The sequence below is a fragment of the Polynucleobacter duraquae genome (assembly GCF_000973625.1).
Lineage (GTDB): Bacteria > Pseudomonadota > Gammaproteobacteria > Burkholderiales > Burkholderiaceae > Polynucleobacter > Polynucleobacter duraquae.
Window position 1 is genome coordinate 1,948,773 of sequence record NZ_CP007501.1, and the last position, 17,748, is coordinate 1,966,520.

The 17,748-nt window shown below is 46.5% G+C and carries 17 protein-coding genes and 1 riboswitch; of the genes, 6 read left to right on the plus strand and 11 right to left on the minus strand.

Features of this window, described 5'->3' with window-relative positions; genetic code table 11:
• Positions 1 to 69: 69 nt before the first annotated feature.
• Positions 70 to 1,197 (plus strand): class I SAM-dependent methyltransferase, encoded by a 1,128-nt coding sequence (locus tag CL55_RS10000; protein WP_237150501.1) that lies wholly within the window; start codon positions 70 to 72, stop codon positions 1,195 to 1,197.
• On the opposite strand, the gene CL55_RS10005 is transcribed toward CL55_RS10000, so the two are convergent.
• From CL55_RS10005 to CL55_RS10015, 3 genes are read right to left on the minus strand one after another with little or no spacing between them, the layout of a single operon-like run.
• Positions 1,194 to 2,333, minus strand: coding sequence for a tRNA nucleotidyltransferase/poly(A) polymerase-related protein (locus CL55_RS10005; RefSeq protein WP_046330954.1), 1,140 nt, complete (start codon positions 2,331 to 2,333; stop codon positions 1,194 to 1,196). The two genes, CL55_RS10000 and CL55_RS10005, sit on opposite strands and share 4 nt — an antisense overlap.
• A 4-nt stretch (positions 2,334 to 2,337) precedes the next feature.
• Complete coding sequence (locus CL55_RS10010; protein WP_046330955.1) at positions 2,338 to 3,246, minus strand: complex I NDUFA9 subunit family protein; 909 nt, start codon at positions 3,244 to 3,246, stop codon at positions 2,338 to 2,340.
• Positions 3,247 to 3,269: 23 nt separating this feature from the next.
• Positions 3,270 to 5,177: a lytic transglycosylase domain-containing protein gene (locus CL55_RS10015; protein WP_046331308.1), complete on the minus strand. Its 1,908-nt coding sequence runs from the start codon at positions 5,175 to 5,177 to the stop codon at positions 3,270 to 3,272.
• Between the two features lie 106 nt (positions 5,178 to 5,283).
• On the opposite strand from CL55_RS10015, the gene CL55_RS10020 reads away from it, so the two are divergent.
• Positions 5,284 to 5,907, plus strand: a complete 624-nt coding sequence (locus CL55_RS10020; RefSeq protein ID WP_237150502.1) for a 5-formyltetrahydrofolate cyclo-ligase — start codon at positions 5,284 to 5,286, stop codon at positions 5,905 to 5,907.
• On the opposite strand, the gene metF is transcribed toward CL55_RS10020, so the two are convergent.
• From metF to metK, 3 genes are all read right to left on the minus strand, one after another.
• Entirely contained in the window at positions 5,897 to 6,727 is an 831-nt protein-coding gene (metF, locus tag CL55_RS10025; RefSeq protein ID WP_046330957.1) for a methylenetetrahydrofolate reductase [NAD(P)H], read from the minus strand. The genes CL55_RS10020 and metF overlap by 11 nt on opposite strands.
• Before the next feature lie 54 nt (positions 6,728 to 6,781).
• Positions 6,782 to 8,227 carry an adenosylhomocysteinase gene (gene ahcY / locus CL55_RS10030; protein WP_046330958.1) on the minus strand — a complete coding sequence of 482 codons (1,446 nt, stop codon included), beginning with the start codon at positions 8,225 to 8,227 and terminating at the stop codon, positions 6,782 to 6,784.
• A 61-nt stretch (positions 8,228 to 8,288) separates the two neighbouring features.
• Positions 8,289 to 8,400, minus strand: a riboswitch (S-adenosyl-L-homocysteine riboswitch).
• A 78-nt stretch (positions 8,401 to 8,478) separates the two neighbouring features.
• Positions 8,479 to 9,645 carry a methionine adenosyltransferase gene (gene metK / locus CL55_RS10035; RefSeq protein WP_046330959.1) on the minus strand — a complete coding sequence of 389 codons (1,167 nt, stop codon included), beginning with the start codon at positions 9,643 to 9,645 and terminating at the stop codon, positions 8,479 to 8,481.
• 202 nt (positions 9,646 to 9,847) lie between these two features.
• On the opposite strand from metK, the gene CL55_RS10040 reads away from it, so the two are divergent.
• From CL55_RS10040 to dapF, 3 genes are read left to right on the plus strand one after another with little or no spacing between them, the layout of a single operon-like run.
• Positions 9,848 to 10,708, plus strand: coding sequence for a lysophospholipid acyltransferase family protein (locus CL55_RS10040; RefSeq protein WP_046330960.1), 861 nt, complete (start codon positions 9,848 to 9,850; stop codon positions 10,706 to 10,708).
• A 24-nt stretch (positions 10,709 to 10,732) separates the two neighbouring features.
• Entirely contained in the window at positions 10,733 to 11,632 is a 900-nt protein-coding gene (locus CL55_RS10045) for an LpxL/LpxP family acyltransferase (RefSeq protein ID WP_046330961.1), read from the plus strand.
• 59 nt (positions 11,633 to 11,691) lie between these two features.
• Positions 11,692 to 12,546, plus strand: a complete 855-nt coding sequence (gene dapF / locus CL55_RS10050; RefSeq protein ID WP_046331309.1) for a diaminopimelate epimerase — start codon at positions 11,692 to 11,694, stop codon at positions 12,544 to 12,546.
• 36 nt (positions 12,547 to 12,582) lie between these two features.
• Here the strand turns inward: dapF and pyrE are convergent, their stop codons facing one another.
• Complete coding sequence (pyrE, locus tag CL55_RS10055) at positions 12,583 to 13,251, minus strand: orotate phosphoribosyltransferase (protein ID WP_046330962.1); 669 nt, start codon at positions 13,249 to 13,251, stop codon at positions 12,583 to 12,585.
• 8 nt (positions 13,252 to 13,259) lie between these two features.
• Between pyrE and CL55_RS10060 the strand changes: the two genes are divergently transcribed.
• The gene (locus CL55_RS10060) at positions 13,260 to 14,042 is read left to right on the plus strand and encodes an exodeoxyribonuclease III (RefSeq protein ID WP_046330963.1); all 783 of its coding nucleotides are present in this window, start codon (positions 13,260 to 13,262) and stop codon (positions 14,040 to 14,042) included.
• Here CL55_RS10060 and CL55_RS10065 read toward each other — a convergent pair.
• Genes CL55_RS10065 through slmA form a run of 4 tightly spaced genes read right to left on the minus strand, consistent with a single transcriptional unit; the run spans position 14,035 to position 17,732 of the window.
• Positions 14,035 to 15,369: an AmpG family muropeptide MFS transporter gene (locus CL55_RS10065; RefSeq protein ID WP_046330964.1), complete on the minus strand. Its 1,335-nt coding sequence runs from the start codon at positions 15,367 to 15,369 to the stop codon at positions 14,035 to 14,037. The genes CL55_RS10060 and CL55_RS10065 overlap by 8 nt on opposite strands.
• On the minus strand, positions 15,362 to 15,943 hold the full coding sequence (gene metW / locus CL55_RS10070) for a methionine biosynthesis protein MetW (protein WP_046330965.1): 582 nt from the start codon (positions 15,941 to 15,943) through the stop codon (positions 15,362 to 15,364). Before metW ends, CL55_RS10065 begins: the two co-directional genes overlap by 8 nt.
• Positions 15,940 to 17,079: a homoserine O-succinyltransferase MetX gene (metX, locus tag CL55_RS10075; protein WP_046330966.1), complete on the minus strand. Its 1,140-nt coding sequence runs from the start codon at positions 17,077 to 17,079 to the stop codon at positions 15,940 to 15,942. Before metX ends, metW begins: the two co-directional genes overlap by 4 nt.
• Entirely contained in the window at positions 17,076 to 17,732 is a 657-nt protein-coding gene (slmA, locus tag CL55_RS10080; protein ID WP_046330967.1) for a nucleoid occlusion factor SlmA, read from the minus strand. Before slmA ends, metX begins: the two co-directional genes overlap by 4 nt.
• Positions 17,733 to 17,748 lie beyond the last annotated feature (16 nt).

Genomic DNA, 17,748 nt, shown 5'->3' on the forward strand with positions numbered 1-17,748 from the left:
TAGCGAGCTATGGATATTACCTTGACCAGCCTTGAAACGGCTCATATCGAGCTTCTTAGGCAGAAAATAATGGCCGAAATCGCTTCAAACAGCGGCTGGATACCCTTTTCAAGATATATGGAAATGGCTCTTTATGAGCCAGGAATGGGTTATTACAGTGCTGGGGCCCATAAATTGGGCGCTGGTGGTGATTTCACGACTGCACCTGAGCTCTCACCACTATTCGGCGCTGCCATTGTGGAGACGTTGCTTCCTATTTTGGAGGGTCTTCAGGCTCAAGGACTCCCCACCCAAATTCTAGAATTTGGTGCCGGCACGGGTAAGTTGGCCCAATCCATTCTCAGCCGACTACATGAGCTTGGTTTCACTTTGGATCACTACGACATCATCGAAATCTCGCCCGACCTAGCCCAAAGGCAAGAAGAGCGACTTCAACATCTTTCCAAAGAACTTAGTTTACCAACTCAATGCCGCTGGCTTAACTCTTTACCCAAAAACTTCAAAGGCATCATCCTAGCAAATGAGGTAATTGATGCCATTCCTTGTGATGCCATCATTTTCCAAGACGGCTTCTGGTATTGGCAGGGTGTTTCAGTTGCTAAAGGCAGACTTACTTGGTCAATAGGAAAGCCCGTTGAACAAGATCTACTTCCAGAAGCATTGGTGAATGGAAGTTTTTCTGAAGGCTATGTCACAGAACTACACACACCAGCCAATGCTTGGATGGGTCAAGTGGCTAATCATCTGGATACTGGCCTCTTCCTCACTTTTGATTATGGGTTTCCAGAGAGTGAGTACTATCACGCTCAACGAATCGAGGGGACCTTAATGGTGCACCATCGCCATCATGCGATTCAAGATCCGTTTTATCTTCCAGGTCTATCTGATGTGACTACCCATGTAGAGTGGTCACAGATTGCGCGTAGTGCGCTAGAAGAAAGAGTTGATGATGTCTATCTCAGTAATCAAGCATCTTATTTGTTAGACGCGGGTATTGGCGATATTGCATTAGAGATTGGCGATCCCAGCAATCCAGAAACTTTTTTACCCATTTCAAACTCTCTGCAAAAACTGCTGTCTGAAGCGGAGATGGGTGAGCTCTTTAAGGTCTTCGCATTCTCAAAGAAACTATCTGACATATTGCCAGACCATACATTAGAGGACTTGCCTGGCCTGCGAGGCAGAAATCGGCTTTAAATTGATTGACTAGTTAATGCTGAAGTGATTGCCGAGAGTCTTGCGGCATCTACAGCACGGCGAATAACTTCACCATGAGATCGCTCTTGCGCAGGAATACCATCAATAATTTCAGCTGTGTTGAGCGCCTGAGCATTTTGCATTGCCAAAATTAAAGTGTCGACGTTCAAGCCGATGCGTTTAGCTAAGTCCAATAAAGCCTGACCACGATCAGGTTTTCGCCAAACATCCGCACGATTGAACCATACCAGTACATCGGAAGATTGATATGTATCTCCTGTCATCTGCTCATTTAATAAATTGAGCTCGCTAAATATTTCACTGAAGTCACGCACCTCATTAGGCATTTTGACACACGCTGCCCATAATCGAATTTCACTAGCGGACAAATGCATGAGAGTGACAGCACAGCGATCTTCTAGATTGCTATCCGCTGTAAGCAAATATGCAATAAGCTGCTCACGGAATTCTTCTTTAGCTAAGTTGCTCACCAGTTTCGATGGCAACAGCACTCTAGCGGCATCTGCATCAAGCAACACTTGGAGCATTCGCATTGGCTTGCTGGCAGTAAAGCCTCTAGCTAACTCCTGCCAAATTCTTTCGGCTGAGAGTGCTGATAATTCATTGGATCGAACAATGGCCTGCAAAGCATTCATTGTTTCTGGCGCAACTATGAAGTCAGGAAAGCGAGCAGCAAAACGAGCGATACGCAATAGGCGCAAAGGATCTTCTGCAAACGCATCAGATACATGCCGGAAAATTTTTGACGCCAAATCGTCTTGCCCGTTGAAGGGATCTAGAATGGGTCCCACCCATTTGCCATTTGCCCCCACCTCTTGGGCCATTGCATTAATCGTCAGATCACGGCGCTCTAAGTCTTGTTCTAGCGTGACAGTTGGGTCGGCATAAAACAGAAATCCTTTGTAGCCCTTGCCTGTCTTACGCTCCGTACGAGCCAAGGCATATTCAGCTTGAGTCTCTGGATGCAGAAAGACGGGGAAATCTTTACCCACTGGACGATATCCCTGCGCAACCATCTCCTCTACGCTAGAGCCCACCACTACGTAATCAATATCATGCACTGGCAGACCCATCAGGGTATCCCGAATAGCACCACCGACTGCATAGATCTTCATCGACTTATTTCATGCCTTCTAGCGTGCGACGACTGATACCAAATACTTTACTTAGGGCATCCACTCCATTGAGCGGCAGGATGTTGGGTACTTGCATTGACGCAATATTGTCGCGCGACATTAACGTTGGGACAGGCAGGAACTCAAAAGCCAAAGCCTGGAGGTAACCAACAAAATCGGGCACGGGAATGATTGCGCATTTTGTATCGACTTTGCGCGAAGCAAATTCCACAATTTCTTTCATGGTGTAGACCGTAGGCCCCACTAAATCATAAGACTGATGAATCGTCGATGGCATTTTTAAAGATCTTGTAAATGCAGTAGCCACATCATCCACGCTCACCGGCTGAAACTGCGCTCCTGAGTTTGCCAAAGGCATCACCGGAAATAATTTCGTTAACTTGGCAAACAAGTTAATAAATTGATCGTGGGCGCCAAAAATGACTGAAGGTCTAAAAATAGTCCAGTCGAGATTGCTAGCTTTTACTACGGCCTCTCCATCACCCTTACTGCGCTGATACATTGACGGGCCATGAGAGTCTGCCCCTAATGCACTCATGTGTAGATAGCGCTTAAGACCATTCATCTGCATAGCGGTAATGATACTTTTTGGGAGATCAACATGTGCCGCTTGGAATACTTTTCCATAAGGCTCTGCTGGCTTGTCATGCAATACACCCACCAAATTAATGACGGCACCGCTAGGCTGGATTCGTGAGCAAAGCTCTTGTAATGAATCAAACTCATGCACATCAGCATCTTCTAAATGTATCTTTGGCAACATGCGTAATTCACGTGCAGATGCTAAGTGTCTAGTAGGCAGCAAAACGGAATAGCCCTCTGCTTGTAATTGGGCAGCCAAGACCCTGCCTACAAAGCCGTTACCACCGATTAGCAGAATGTCGTATTTCATAAAGATCCTATCTAGTTAAATGACTAAGGCAGCTCAGAAGCATTTGCCACTTTAGGAGTGATTACTCCTAAACGCTGCTTTAAAGATTGCGTTTGTCCATGCATTACCGATGAATAGTACGTTGCATTAGCCAAAACGTTTTTTACGTAAGTTCGTGTTTCATTAAACGGAATTGTTTCTGCAAAAATTGCACCCTCTGTTGGGCTAGTCAGTTTTTCCCGCCAGGTTTTAGAACGCGATGGACCAGCGTTATAAGCTGCAGATGCTAGTACCCAAGAGCCATCTAGATCTACTAAGACCATGTTCAGGTAATTACTACCTAAGGTCAGGTTGGTATTGGTATCGGTGAGCTTGTCATTGGTGTAAGAAGTCATGCCAATCTTCTTGGCTACATACTTTGCTGTGTTTGGCATCACTTGCATCAATCCTGAAGCGCCGACCGAAGAGGAAGCATTCATGATGAAGCGTGACTCTTGGCGAATCAATCCATAGGTCCAGGCCAAGTTCAAATCAATTTGTTTTGCAATCGGAGATAGCTCATCACGATAGGGCGTGGGGTAGCGCAAACTGAAGTCATGCTCTTGCTTTGTACGGTCAGCAGTATTGACAACGCGGTCATATAGACCAATACGCTTGGCATACTCAGCAGATGCTAAGAGTTGCTTATCAGTCATGTTACGCAATTCCCAATTCCACTCACGATTACCTTCAAAGCGCAAATTCATGGCATAGAAACGCTCACCTCTGATAAAGCCTTTGCGCTGAGACATCGCTTCGATTTCCGCTTCACCAACCTTAGTACGCGAGGGCACGTGATTGGATTTACCAAGATCTTCTCGCGCAAGCTGCCCATAAAAATTGTATTGATCGGCAACGAGCTCAAGATTCTCGCGTGCCTTTTCATTTTGTCCATCGACTTTTAATGCACGCGCATACCAATAAGTCCAGGCAGGATCTTTACTGCGTACAGCAGGATTCATACCTTCAATCGCATTTTTTACTAGCGTCCAATCCTTAGCGCGTAAGCCAGCACGTACCTTCCACTCCTGACCTTCAGTAGAGAGCAGTTCGTTATAACCAAGCTCTTGTTGAAAACGATAGGCATCGTCTGCATTAGGGTCTAATTTCTTTGCAAGGAACTGACCGATGACACCCCAAGCTACAGCTTGATTTTCTTTGCTGTATCGTGATGCATTTTGTGAAAAATCTTTAAATACTTTTGCAGGATCCGCCTTGGCAGCTTTCACGATCTCGGCAATAGAATCTTCACCACCTAAGCGACGTGACATCGTGTCAAAACCCATCTCACTGGCAGCGCGACCAATTGCTTTTGCTTCACTCGGTGTCATACCTCCGGCACCAACCAAGGCGGGCACTAACTCTTGGCAAGCTTGGCCAAAATAGCGTGGGTCCAACAATACTGCACGCGCATCAATCGCCACTTTGGTTGGGTTCTCACCTTGAGCTAATTTCGACTGCAGTGAATAGCATTTCACCTGAGTATCGTCATCCAAAACAAACTTTGGATATTCAACATCAAAGCGAGACCAATCTTTACGCTTACCTAAAACGAGCAACCAATCATTACGCATCCGATCAGCCAAAGCCGTACCTTGATATTGATTTAGAAAAGCTGCCACCTGAGAGTCAGCATTACTATCGGCACGTGCGCTACCAGCACTGTCAAATAACTGGGGCTTAATGCGGAAATAAGCTACATAGTCGTCATAGGGGTAACTGGAGAGGCTAGCAGCTAATGTTTGTGCACGAGCTACGTCATTTCTTTTAGCAGCTTCGCGTAACTCAATAAAAGTGCGATCGCCTTCTGTGATTTCAAAAGCTGAAATTCTGCTTTCTTTATTCGAAGGAGTTTTCTTAACTTTCTCTGCAGAAATACTGGGCGTAGAAACTGCCAGGGTCAAAAGCAGCATTCCGCCCACGATTTTTTGCCAGCCACCAGAAAGATTAAAACTCTTTTTCACCGTCATACCTTATCGATTTACTATATCTCTCAATTTTCGCCTGATAATGGTCGATATGCACGGCAATTCTCCAAAATCGCTACGGCAGGACTTGTTAGCCCAAAGGAAACGGTTTGCGGCCAGCGTAGGCTATTCCACAATTGAAGAGTCCGTTTTAGCCGAACTAGCTAGTTTTCTGGCTGACCATGACGCCCAAGTTCAATCCATTGCCTTGTATTGCCCCATACAAGATGAGCTTGATTTACGACCTGCATTATTAGCTTGGGCTAAGAATAATCCGGATAAAACGCTGGCACTCCCCTTTGCGCGTCCCGATAAACATTTAGATTTCTATGTCTGGGAAGAGGATGACCTGCTGATTCCAAGTCGCCACGGCGTACCAGAGCCAGACCCCAACAATCCCCGCAGACCTCAAATTACTCCAGACTGTATTTTGATTCCCTGCGTTGGTTGGTCACAATCCAAGGTGGGGGATAAAACCCATTATTGGCGGCTGGGCTATGGGGGCGGCTACTTTGATCGCACTTTAGCGCAATTGCGTAAAGCCAAGCCAAACCTACTCTGCATAGGAATTGGCTTTGATTGGCAAAAGTTAGATGATGCGCAGTGGCAAGCTCAAACACATGATGAGCCTTTAGATGCCATGCTGACTGAGTCAGGCTTAGTAATTACTTATTGAGACTTAAATTATCTGCAATGGCTAAAACGGCGTCGGCCTGATTTAATGAATAGAAATGCAATCCAGGCGCACCTGCTACTAAAAGCTGGTCGCAAAGATCGGTAACTACCTCTTCACCAAATGCACGAATAGAAGCAGTGTCATCACCATAGGACTGTAGACGCAAACGAATCCAACGCGGGATTTCTGCACCGCAGGCATCCGAGAAGCGGAGCAACTGAGTGCTATTGGTAATCGGCATGATTCCTGCAATCACCGGCTGAGTAACACCTAATTCATATGCCTCATCGACAAAACGGAAATAGGCATCGCTGTTATAGAAGTATTGTGTGACTGCGGAGTTTGCTCCAGCCTTCATCTTCTGCACAAAGAAGTCGACATCCGTTGCAGGTGACTTGGCCTGAGGATGGCATTCAGGATAGGCCGCTACATCAATATGAAACCAGTCGCCAGTTTCTGTACGAATAAATTCAACTAATTCATTCGCATGATGGAACTCACCATACTGACCCATGCCAGATGGTAAGTCGCCACGCAAAGCTACGATACGCTTGATACCTAAAGCTTGATATTGCTTCAACATCTCGCGCACGTTATCACGTGAGCTACCAACACAAGATAAGTGGGGAGCAACCGCTGCACCAGCAGCGTGAATATCGCTCACCACTTTTAATGTGCCAGATTGAGTAGAGCCACCAGCGCCAAAGGTCACAGAATAAAAAGCGGGCTTGAGCATTTCACTAAAACGCTCACGCACGAGATGTAACTTATTCTCACCTTCAGGTGTTTTTGGAGGAAAGAATTCAACGCTTAATTCCATAATCTTGGGCCTGTGTCTCTATTTCTCTGTTAAACAATTCATGCAAGGAGCGGATTAATAACGGTAGTGATCGGTCTTATAAGGACCTTCCTTCGTCACACCAATGTAAGAAGCTTGCTGATCTGACAATACAGTTAACTGAGCATTCAATGTCTTGAGCTGCAAACGCGCAACCTTTTCATCCAAATGCTTAGGCAAGGTATAAACACCGACTGGGTATTTATCTGTACCAACTGCATTCCACAATTCGATCTGTGCAATCACTTGGTTTGCAAATGAAGAGCTCATTACGTATGAAGGATGTCCGGTACCACAACCGAGATTAACCAAACGACCTTTAGCCAAGATGATGATGCGCTTCTCGGGATTGCCGTTAGCTGCTGGGAAAATCACGTGATCTACTTGTGGCTTAATTTCTTCCCACTTGTATTTCTCAATACCAGCAACATCAATCTCATTATCAAAGTGGCCAATGTTACAAACGATGGCTTGATTCTTCATCTTGACCATATGGTCGTGTGTAATCACATGGTAGTTACCAGTTGCCGAAACAAAGATATCCGCTTTATCTGCAGCGTAATCCATTGTGACAACGCGGTAGCCCTCCATCGCAGCTTGCAATGCACAAATTGGATCCACTTCAGTAACCCAAACTTGAGCAGACAAAGCACGCAGAGCTTGTGCTGAACCCTTACCTACGTCGCCATAACCACAAACAACGGCAACCTTACCGGCAACCATCACATCAGTTGCACGCTTGATCGCGTCGACCAAAGACTCGCGGCAACCATAGAGGTTATCAAACTTACTCTTGGTAACAGAGTCATTGACGTTAATAGCCGGGAACTTTAATTCGCCCTTAGCAAACATCTGATAGAGGCGATGTACACCAGTAGTGGTCTCTTCTGTAACGCCTTTAACTTTTTCTAAACGGGTGGAATACCAAGTTGGGTCTTGCGCCAATTTCTTTTTGATGGCCGCAAACAAAATAGTTTCTTCTTCGCTAGTTGGGTGATTCAAGCAAGCCTGATCTTTCTCAGCGCTTGCACCGAGGTGCAGCAACAAAGTCGCATCACCACCGTCATCCAAAATCATATTAGTGAAGCCGCCATCAGCCCACTCAAAAATACGGTGGGTGTAATCCCAGTATTGCTCAAGCGTTTCACCCTTGATCGCAAACACCGGTGTGCCGTTAGCAGCAATCGCTGCAGCAGCGTGGTCTTGTGTAGAGAAAATATTGCAAGATGCCCACTGCACTTCAGCGCCAAGCGCTTCCAGCGTCTCGATCAAAACTGCAGTTTGAATGGTCATATGCAATGAGCCAGTGATGCGCGCACCACGCAATGGCTGCTGCGCTGCGAACTCATCGCGAATGGCGATAAGACCTGGCATTTCAGTTTCAGCAATGGCGATTTCTTTACGGCCAAAGTCAGCCAAAGAAATATCAGCAATAGCGCAACGGGTTGCTACAAAGTTATCTAAATCGGAAACGGTACTCATGAATGCTCCAGCTAAATACGATCCAATGCTGGAGTAGAAACTCGCTAGCCATTGAATCATGGGTTAGCGAGCGCAGTTGCAATTAGCAAACTCTGGGGTTACCTAGGAGTTCACTCCCTTCAAGCCTGGGGAAACACTGGTTCTCAGTATTCCTTGCAACGCTCCTTGAAGGTATGGCGAAATTGTAATCAATTTCGCCATATTTCGCCTCAAAACAAAACATACTGCCAATTTACTACCTAGAAAGCAGATTACAAGCCAGCTGCCGCACGTAATGCAGGCGCCTTATCGCACTGCTCCCAAGTAAATTCTGGCTCTTCACGACCAAAGTGGCCATATGCAGCAGTCTTGCGATAAATCGGACGCAAGAGGTTCAACATCTTGACGATGCCTTTTGGACGCAAGTCAAAATGCTCAGATACCAGTTGCGCAATCTTTTCATCAGAGATCTTGCCAGTGCCAAAGGTGCTGACCATTACTGAAGTTGGCTTCGCCACACCAATTGCGTAAGAGATCTGAATCAAGCACTTGCTTGCCAAACCAGCAGCAACTACGTTCTTCGCTACATAACGACCAGCATAGGCAGCAGAACGATCTACCTTAGAAGGATCCTTACCTGAGAATGCACCACCACCGTGAGGGGCCGCACCGCCGTAAGTGTCCACAATAATCTTACGACCTGTTAGCCCACAATCGCCTTGCGGGCCACCGATCACAAATCGACCTGTTGGGTTCACCAAGAAGTTAATTGCACCTTTGATCAAGTGCTTTGGTAGCACTGGTTTGATGATTTCTTCGATCACTGCTTCACGTAATTTCTCAAGAGAAATATCTTCATCATGCTGCGTGGAGAGAACCACGGTATCGATTGAGTCAGGCTTGCCATCCACATAACGCAAGGTCACTTGAGACTTGGCATCTGGGCGCAGCCAGTTCAAACGGCCATCACGGCGCAATTGAGATTGACGCTCTACCAAACGGTGTGACAAATGAATCGGTAAAGGCATGAGCTCTGTCGTTTCATCACAGGCATAACCAAACATCAAGCCTTGATCACCAGCACCTTGATCCAAGCCATCGTCATGCGCCTTATCAACGCCTTGAGCGATATCAGGGCTTTGCTTGTCATAGGCAACCAAAACCGCACAACCTTTGTAGTCAATGCCGTAGTCAGTATTGTCGTAACCAATTTCACGCAAAGTGTTACGGGCTACTTGGATATAGTCCACGTTGGCATTTGTAGTAATCTCACCAGCCAACACTACCAAGCCGGTATTACACAAAGTTTCTGCAGCAACGCGCGCAGTAGGGTCCTGAGCCAGGATCGAATCCAAGATCGCATCAGAGATTTGGTCTGCTACTTTGTCGGGGTGACCTTCAGAAACTGATTCGGAGGTGAAGAAGTAATCATTTGCCATTGCATATTCCTTTAAAAATTAACACGATCTATGGACAACTCGACGTGCCAGGAATTTCAACGGCGACGTTTTAGCAGAATTTATGAATCGCCCTGCAAGTTGCCTTAACTCAGCGATGGGTCAATTCTATTCGAAAAACATCACATTCATCAAGCGAAGCTGAAAATTTGGCCCTATCGCCCGCATTGAATATCATTAGAGGGTGTACAAACTCCTTCTCAAGCTCACCCTTGCTGCAATTGCAGTCTTGCCCTTATTCGTAGTTCAGGTGATTGGGGCTGCCTTAGGAATCTTCGCCTACGTAGGATCCAAACAATATCGATCACTTTTCCGTCCTCAATATGAGGCGGTTACTAAAAGCCATCATCTACCACTTCAAATCTGGAGTGCAGCGGCGGCCTCAGGGCAGCTCTTCTCAGACAGCTTATGGATTTGGCGAAATCCCAAAAAAGCTCTTTCCCTGGTTGAAATACAAGACTGGGATCTAGTTGAGGCAGCCATTAATGGAGGTCATGGCCTAGTCATGCTCACGCCACACCTAGGCGGCTTTGAAATCATTCCCCGAGTATTGGCTCAGCACTTTCCGGCCACCATCCTCTATCGCCCTTCTCGCCAAGAATGGCTCAATGAAGTAGTGGAAGAGGGTCGCGCCTATCCCAATATGCACTTCGTACCAACTAACCTGAATGGCGTTCGTCAAATGACGCGCGCCCTCACCCGCGGTGAAGCCATAGGGATTCTTCCAGATCAAGTACCGAGTGGCGGTGAAGGCGTATGGGTACCGTTCTTTGGGCGCTTAGCTTATACAACGCCACTGCCAGCACGCTTAGCCAATCGCAACAACACACCTGTTGTCATGTTTACCGCTAAACGCAAAGGGCTAGGCAAAGGCTGGCTCATGCAAGCCAAGAGGCTAGAGCCACTTTCTGAAGATTCCACACTGGCAGCGGCTGAACTGAACGTTGCCATTGAGAATGCCATCTTAGTTGCACCCAATCAATTCATCTGGGCGTATAACCGCTACAAACATCCAAGCGGAGCAGAATTGCCACCAAGTAATTAGTTAGTAAATTTATAATTTGCTCTCATGACCTGGTTACAAAATGTTTTTAATTTTCTAGCGCTGAGCTTGCTGCGCCTGTTTGCATTTTTACCCTATAGTTTCACTATTCAGATTGGCTATGGTCTTGGCTGGTTAGCAGCACATATATCCAATGAGCGTGCCAAGGTTGTAAAAACGAACTTGCGCCTGTGCTTTCCCAATCTATGCGAAGAGGAAATTCATTTCCTTGCGCTAGAGCACTGGAAATTATTTGGTCGTAGCGTGATGGAGAGAAGTCGCATCTGGCTTGGCAGTGGAAAACAGATTACTGATATCGTCACCATCAACTCTGCTATTACTCTAGGCGATCGTAAGCCACGACTCCTGATTAACCCCCACTTTATTGGACTTGAAGGTGGCTTTATGGCCCTCTCCGTCTTAGCAAGCGAGCATGACTGGCCTCGCGGTGCCGGCCTCTATCAAAATATGAAAAACCCCTTCTTCAATCAAAAAATGATTGAATGGAGAAATCGTTTCGGAGGGAAATCGATTGAGAGACAAAGCCGCTTACGTGATTTGATTCGGGAAATTCAGACGGGGAACTTTATTTTTATTGCACCCGATATTGATCTCGGTCCACGTGACTCTATTTTTGTACCCTTCTTTGGTATTCAGACAAATACGATTACCTCTGTGTCACGTTTAGCTAGGCTTAGTGGCGCAGAAGTTTGCCTCATGACTACCACCCTGAATCCTGATCGCAAAGCTTATACCTGCAATATCAGCACCCCACTTCCCAACTTCCCAACAGATGATGTGGAAGCGGATACTACGCGCCTGAATAAATACATAGAAGAGCTTGTTCGAGAAAGGCCGGCAGAGTACTATTGGGTACACAAACGCTTTAAGTATAGGCCGCCTGGCGAGCCTAGTCTTTATAACTAATTGGAATTCTTGTGAGCACGAATTTAACCAGGCCTGCACGCACATTACGCTTTACCAAAATGCATGGTGCAGGCAATGACTTCATTGTGCTCAATGGGATTGATCAAGATCTCACCAACATCACCCGCGAGCAATGGCAAAAACTAGCGCACCGTCAGCTTGGCATTGGCGCCGATCAAATTCTGCTCGTTGAAAAAGCTACGCGCCCCGATGCTGACTTTCGTTATCGCATTTTTAATTCTGATGGCGGTGAAGTTGAGCAATGTGGCAATGGCTCACGTTGCTTTGTACGCTTTGTGATCGACCAAGGCCTTTCTACGAAGAATCCCTTACGTGTAGAAGTGGCCCACACTGTTCTCATCCTGAAGTCTCATGATGATGGTCAGGTGGAAGTGGATATGGGTACGCCGATTTTTGAGCATCACCAAATTCCTTTTAATGCGAGCGACCTAGCAAGTAAGCAAGAGTTTCATGAAATGCTGTATGCGCTACCCATTAAAGCTCCTGCCGCACACGACAGCTGGATCGGTGTTGTCTCGATGGGCAATCCTCATGCAGTACAAGTAGTGGGCGATATCGATAGCGCGCCTGTACTCGAAGAGGGTCCATCAATTGAAAAAAATCCTGTATTTCCAAAACGCGTGAATGCAGGCTATATGCAAATCCTGAATCGCCATGAAATCCAATTGCGCGTCTATGAGCGCGGCGCTGGCGAGACTCTCGCTTGTGGCACTGGCGCATGCGCTGCAGTGGTTTCAGGCATTCGTCGTGGCTTGCTTGACTCACCGGTGAAGGTGCGTACCCGCGGGGGCGATTTACAAATTGCCTGGGGCGGCCTCATCAATGAAGTGATTCAACCTGTGATCATGACCGGTCCAGCCATTACCGTATTCGAAGGCGAGGTAAAAATCTAAGAGCGGGGCTAGACAGTTTCTGTAACCACTCTTAGATTAAATGCCGTATTTTTCGCGATAAGCTTTTACCGCTGGCAGGTAACTTGTTAAATCCGCGTTGCTCGAGGCGGTTAAGAAAGTCATCAAGTCTGCCAGGCTCGCAATTGCTATCACTGGTAAGCCAAATTCTTGCTCAACGGCTTGAACTGCTGACTTGTCACCAACTTCAGTAGCAGTCCCTGACTTCTCCATACGATCCAAGGCAATTAATACTGCTGCAGGCTCAGCACCCGCCTCACGAATGAGTTTGACAGACTCTCGCACAGACGTACCTGCAGAAATCACATCATCAATGATGACCACCTTGCCTTTTACTGGGGCACCTACCAATGAACCGCCCTCGCCATGGTCTTTTGCTTCTTTCCGGTTGTAGGCATAAGGCACATTAAGACCAGTATCAGCCAATGCAATTGCTGTTGCGGCAGCCAAAGTAATTCCCTTATAAGCAGGGCCATACAGCATGTCGTACTGGAGACCAGACTCTTGCAGGGCTTTGGCGTAATAACGGCCTAGCGCACTTAAGCGAGCGCCATCGTTGAACCCACCGGCATTAAAGAAATAAGGTGAAAGGCGCCCCGCTTTAGTTTTAAACTCCCCAAATGACAAAACATTTGCCTCTAGGGCAAATTGAATAAAGTTATCTTGATTTGAATTTTTTGAGCTCATAGGCCTATATGTTACGCATCATTTCTGCCAACCTCAACGGTATCCGCTCGGCGGTCAAAAAAGGCTTCTTGCCCTGGGCCATAAAGCAAAAGGCAGACTTTGTCTGCATGCAGGAGCTTAAGGCTCAACAAGACGATTTGGAAGATGCCATCCTCAACCCAGATGGCCTGCACGGCTTCTTTCATCATGCCGAAAAAAAGGGCTACAGCGGTTGCGGCATCTATACCCCACATCAGCCTGACAAGGTGCTCTATGGCTATGGTAATGAAGAGTTTGATGCTGAGGGGCGTTATGTCGAAGCTCGGTTTAAAAATCTTTCAGTGATTTCCGTGTACATGCCCTCAGGCTCAAGCTCACCAGAAAGGCAGGAAGCTAAGTATCGTTATCTCGACTCTTTCTTACCGCATCTAGTAGAACTTAAGAAATCAGGTCGTGAGATTGTGCTGTGCGGGGATGTCAATATTGCCCATAATGAGATTGACCTCAAGAACTGGAAAGGCAATCTTAAGAACTCCGGATTTTTACCAGAAGAGCGCGCTTGGTTGACAAACCTATTTAGTAAAGTTGGTTTTGTAGATGTCTACAGAAAACTAGAACCCGAGACTACGGATACCTGCTACACCTGGTGGAGTAATCGTGGTCAAGCGTATGCAAAAAATGTTGGTTGGCGCATCGACTATCACATCACCACTCCCGGGATTGCAGCAAGCGCCAAAAATACTACTGTGTATAAAGATGATCGCTTTTCAGATCACGCGCCACTGACAGTAGATTACGACTGGTCTATTTAAAAACCTGTGAGTCGTGCTTTTTAAATTCCACCACTTTGAAATGAATAGTGAGCCAAATCAGAATTAATACTGGCGCACCAATAACTGCAGTGCTAATAAAAAAGTTTGAGTAGCCAAAGTGATTTACAAAGACGCCTGAGAACCCAGCCAACCACTTTGGCAATAAGAGCATCATTGAACTAAACAAGGCGTACTGCGTTGCGGAGTACTGAATATTCGTTAGCGCCGATAAGAAGGCAATGAAAGCAGCTGTGGCAATTCCAGAACTCAGATTATCAGCCGAGATAACCCAGATCAAGCCATGCAAGTCATGGCCCTGCGTGGCAAGCCAAGCAAATAACAAGTTACTGACAGCCGATAAAATTGCACCCAGAAACAAAATCCGCATCACGCCAAAACGTAAGGTAAGGACGCCTCCGACGAAGGCGCCGACCAATGTCATCACTACCCCAAAGACTTTGCTCACTGCTGCCACTTCATCTTTGGTGTAACCCATGTCCACATAAAATGGGTTGGCCATAATTCCCATCACCACATCACTAATGCGATAGATGGCAATTAAGGACAAAATTAAAATAGCGTGCCAACCGTAACGTTGAATAAAATCTGTAAATGGCTCAATTAAAGTTTGATGTAGCCACGCTTTTGCATTTCGGGCTTTTGCTAGCTCAATGCGAACAGGCTCTTTACTAAACAAGGTAGTAAGCACACCAACACTGATAGAGAACGCCATACAAAGATAAGCAAATTGCCAGGCGGCTGGATCATAGCCAGTAGCACCAGCTTCAGCGCGGGCGGCTAACCAGAGAACACCAGCACCAGACCAAATTAAAGCTAATCGATAGCCTGTTTGATAAGTAGCCGCCAGAGCCGCCTGGTGATCACTATCTGCAGACTCAATCCGGAAAGCATCCAAAGCAATATCTTGAGTTGCAGAACCAAATGCAACTAGCAGTGCACACCACACAATCGGCGTCAGCTGCACTTTAGGATCAATACTGGCCATACCGACTAGACCAACAATAATTAGAAATTGCGCAAAAAGTAGCCAGCTACGCCTTCTGCCAAAAAATCTTGACAATAAGGGAATAGATAATCGATCTACCAAGGGAGCCCACATCCACTTAAAGGCATAAATCAAGCCAACCCAAGTGAGGTACCCAATCGTGCTGCGATCAATGCCAGCCTCTCGCAACCAAAAGCTGAGTGTTCCCAAAACCAGCAGCAGGGGTAGACCAGCGGAGAAGCCCAAGAAGAGCATTCGAAGACATGGCCATTCGAGATAAACCCGAAAATCTTTCAGCCAGGACTGAGCACTACTAAGCACGTCGAACGCGGAACAGCGCTAAGCTTCCAAAAAGATTGGGCATCAAGGTAACTTGCCGCCCCTCATGCAGGATGCATTGATCCAGAATCTGTAAGCCTAAGCTCGAAGCTAATTTTTCAAAATCAGCCACTGTGAGAACGCGTACATTGGGTGTGTTGTACCACTGATATGGCAGGCTTTTAGAAACTGGCATACGGCCAAAGCCAACGGCTAAGCGATGCGACCAATGACCAAAGTTCGGAAAAGAAACAACCGACTCTTTGCCAACCCGGACGACTTCACGCAAGATCTTTTCAGTTTCATGAATAGTTTGCAGCGTTTGTGAGAGGACAACTGTATCAAAACTATTATTCTCAAAGAGCGCCAAGCCCCCTTCCAGATTTTGCTGAATAACGTTCAAACCTTTTTGCACACAAGAAAGTACGCGCGCATCGTCAATCTCAACTCCATAAGCGTGCACAGGTTTCTGTTTTTGCAAATATTCTAAAAAGCTACCATCACCGCAACCGAGATCAAGCACTTCACTATTAGGTGCAATCCAATTCGCTATTGCGGCAAAGTCTGTGCGCTTCATGCCTTCACCTCGAGCATTTGTTCAAAATAAGCACGAATCAAGTTGTGATAACGCGGGTCATCCAACAAGAAAGCATCATGCCCATGCGGAGCATCAATTTCTGCATAACTGACTTCACTCTTATTGCTAAGTAAAGACTCCACAATCTCACGACTACGATTAGGTGGGAAACGCCAATCAGTAGAAAAACTCACAACTAAAAACTTAGCCTGTACTTCGGCTAGAGCGCGATTTAAGCTGCCTTCATAACGACGAGAAGGATCGAAATAATCTAGCGCCCTAGTAATTAGCAAATACGTGTTGGCATCAAAGTAAACAGAGAACTTGTCACCTTGATGGCGCAAATAGCTTTCAACCTCAAACTCCACATCAAAGCTAAAGCGATAGTCTTGAGACTCGCCGCTAGGTCTTTGCAGCTCGCGCCCAAATTTTTCAGCCATATCATCGTCAGATAAATAAGTGATATGTCCGACCATGCGAGCCAACTTGAGGCCGCGCTTAGGCACTACGCCATATTCGTAGTAATTACCACCATAAAAATCTGGGTCAGACAAAATTGCATTGCGAGCTACTTCATTAAATGCAATGTTCTGTGCACTCAATTTTGGCGTCGACGCAATTACTAAACAATGTGCAAGACGTTTTGGGAACTGGATAGCCCAAGCTAATGCCTGCATGCCACCTAAGCTTCCGCCCATGACTGCAGCAAAACGACGAATGCCCAACTTATCGGCCAAGCGCGCTTGGGTGTTTACCCAATCTTCCACCGTAATTACCGGGAAGTCTGCGCCATAGGGTTTCTTAGTGGCAGGATTGATACTCATAGGACCAGTGGATCCAAAGCAAGATCCTAAATTATTAACGCCAATCACAAAGAAGTGATTGGTATCTACAGGCTTGCCCGGCCCAATCATGTTGTCCCACCATCCGATATCTTTTGCATCATCAGGATTGGGTCCAGCCACATGATGTGATGCATTGAGTGCGTGACAAACTAGGACAGCATTACTTTTATCGGCATTAAGCTTGCCGTACGTTTCAATAACTAAATCGTAGCCCGATAAAATGGCGCCACTTTGCAAAGGCAAGGGCTCGGCAAAGTGGATAGTATTTCTAGAGAGATGTAGCTCGCTCATTCGGATAGAAGAATGCGAAGACTGATGTCAGACGCTTCAGTTGGAAGCTTTTTAAAGCCGCTACGAGCAAAGCGATGCCAACGGCCCAAAACATAACTCATCAACATCGCCGCACGGATGCTGACTTCATCTTGAGATACATTTGCCCACGTACCGCCTTGAGTTTGGGCAATACGCAGTGCCTGCTTTAAAGATGTCTCAACACGATCAAGCACTTGTGTAATGCGCTCTTGTAAGCGATCGTCTTCTTGCAATAGAGCGTCGCCCAAAAGTACGCGGGTCATGCCGGGATTCTTTTCTGCAAAGAATAAGAGCATCTGCAAAATTCCACGCGCTTGCGCAAGTCCAGACTCTTCTTTTTGATTAATCTGGTTAATCAGACCAAAAACCGTTTGCTCAATAAATGAAATCAGACCCTCAAACATCTGCGCCTTACTGGCGAAATGTCGATAGAGTGCCGCTTCTGAGACTTGAATTTTTGCTGCCAATGCTGCAGTTGTTACTCGCTCACCCTTGGGGTTTTGCAACATCTCTGCCAATACTTGCAAAATCTGGAGGCGACGCTCACCTGGACGTGGGCGCTTACGTGTCTTGCCCTCTTCGGCAGTTGTCGTCTCAATCTCTGAGGCGCTAGGATCAAAAGAATCACGCATATTTATATCTCTTGTT

Coding starts and splice junctions, on each gene's coding strand:
- CL55_RS10000 (WP_237150501.1), top strand. CDS start 70: ATGGCCGAAATCGCTTCAAACAGCGGCTGGATACCCTTTTCAAGATAT.
- CL55_RS10005 (WP_046330954.1), bottom strand. CDS start 2,333: ATGAAGATCTATGCAGTCGGTGGTGCTATTCGGGATACCCTGATGGGT.
- CL55_RS10010 (WP_046330955.1), bottom strand. CDS start 3,246: ATGAAATACGACATTCTGCTAATCGGTGGTAACGGCTTTGTAGGCAGG.
- CL55_RS10015 (WP_046331308.1), bottom strand. CDS start 5,177: ATGCTGCTTTTGACCCTGGCAGTTTCTACGCCCAGTATTTCTGCAGAG.
- CL55_RS10020 (WP_237150502.1), top strand. CDS start 5,284: ATGCACGGCAATTCTCCAAAATCGCTACGGCAGGACTTGTTAGCCCAA.
- metF (WP_046330957.1), bottom strand. CDS start 6,727: ATGGAATTAAGCGTTGAATTCTTTCCTCCAAAAACACCTGAAGGTGAG.
- ahcY (WP_046330958.1), bottom strand. CDS start 8,227: ATGAGTACCGTTTCCGATTTAGATAACTTTGTAGCAACCCGTTGCGCT.
- metK (WP_046330959.1), bottom strand. CDS start 9,645: ATGGCAAATGATTACTTCTTCACCTCCGAATCAGTTTCTGAAGGTCAC.
- CL55_RS10045 (WP_046330961.1), top strand. CDS start 10,733: ATGACCTGGTTACAAAATGTTTTTAATTTTCTAGCGCTGAGCTTGCTG.
- dapF (WP_046331309.1), top strand. CDS start 11,692: ATGCATGGTGCAGGCAATGACTTCATTGTGCTCAATGGGATTGATCAA.
- pyrE (WP_046330962.1), bottom strand. CDS start 13,251: ATGAGCTCAAAAAATTCAAATCAAGATAACTTTATTCAATTTGCCCTA.
- CL55_RS10060 (WP_046330963.1), top strand. CDS start 13,260: ATGTTACGCATCATTTCTGCCAACCTCAACGGTATCCGCTCGGCGGTC.
- metW (WP_046330965.1), bottom strand. CDS start 15,943: ATGAAGCGCACAGACTTTGCCGCAATAGCGAATTGGATTGCACCTAAT.
- metX (WP_046330966.1), bottom strand. CDS start 17,079: ATGAGCGAGCTACATCTCTCTAGAAATACTATCCACTTTGCCGAGCCC.
- slmA (WP_046330967.1), bottom strand. CDS start 17,732: ATGCGTGATTCTTTTGATCCTAGCGCCTCAGAGATTGAGACGACAACT.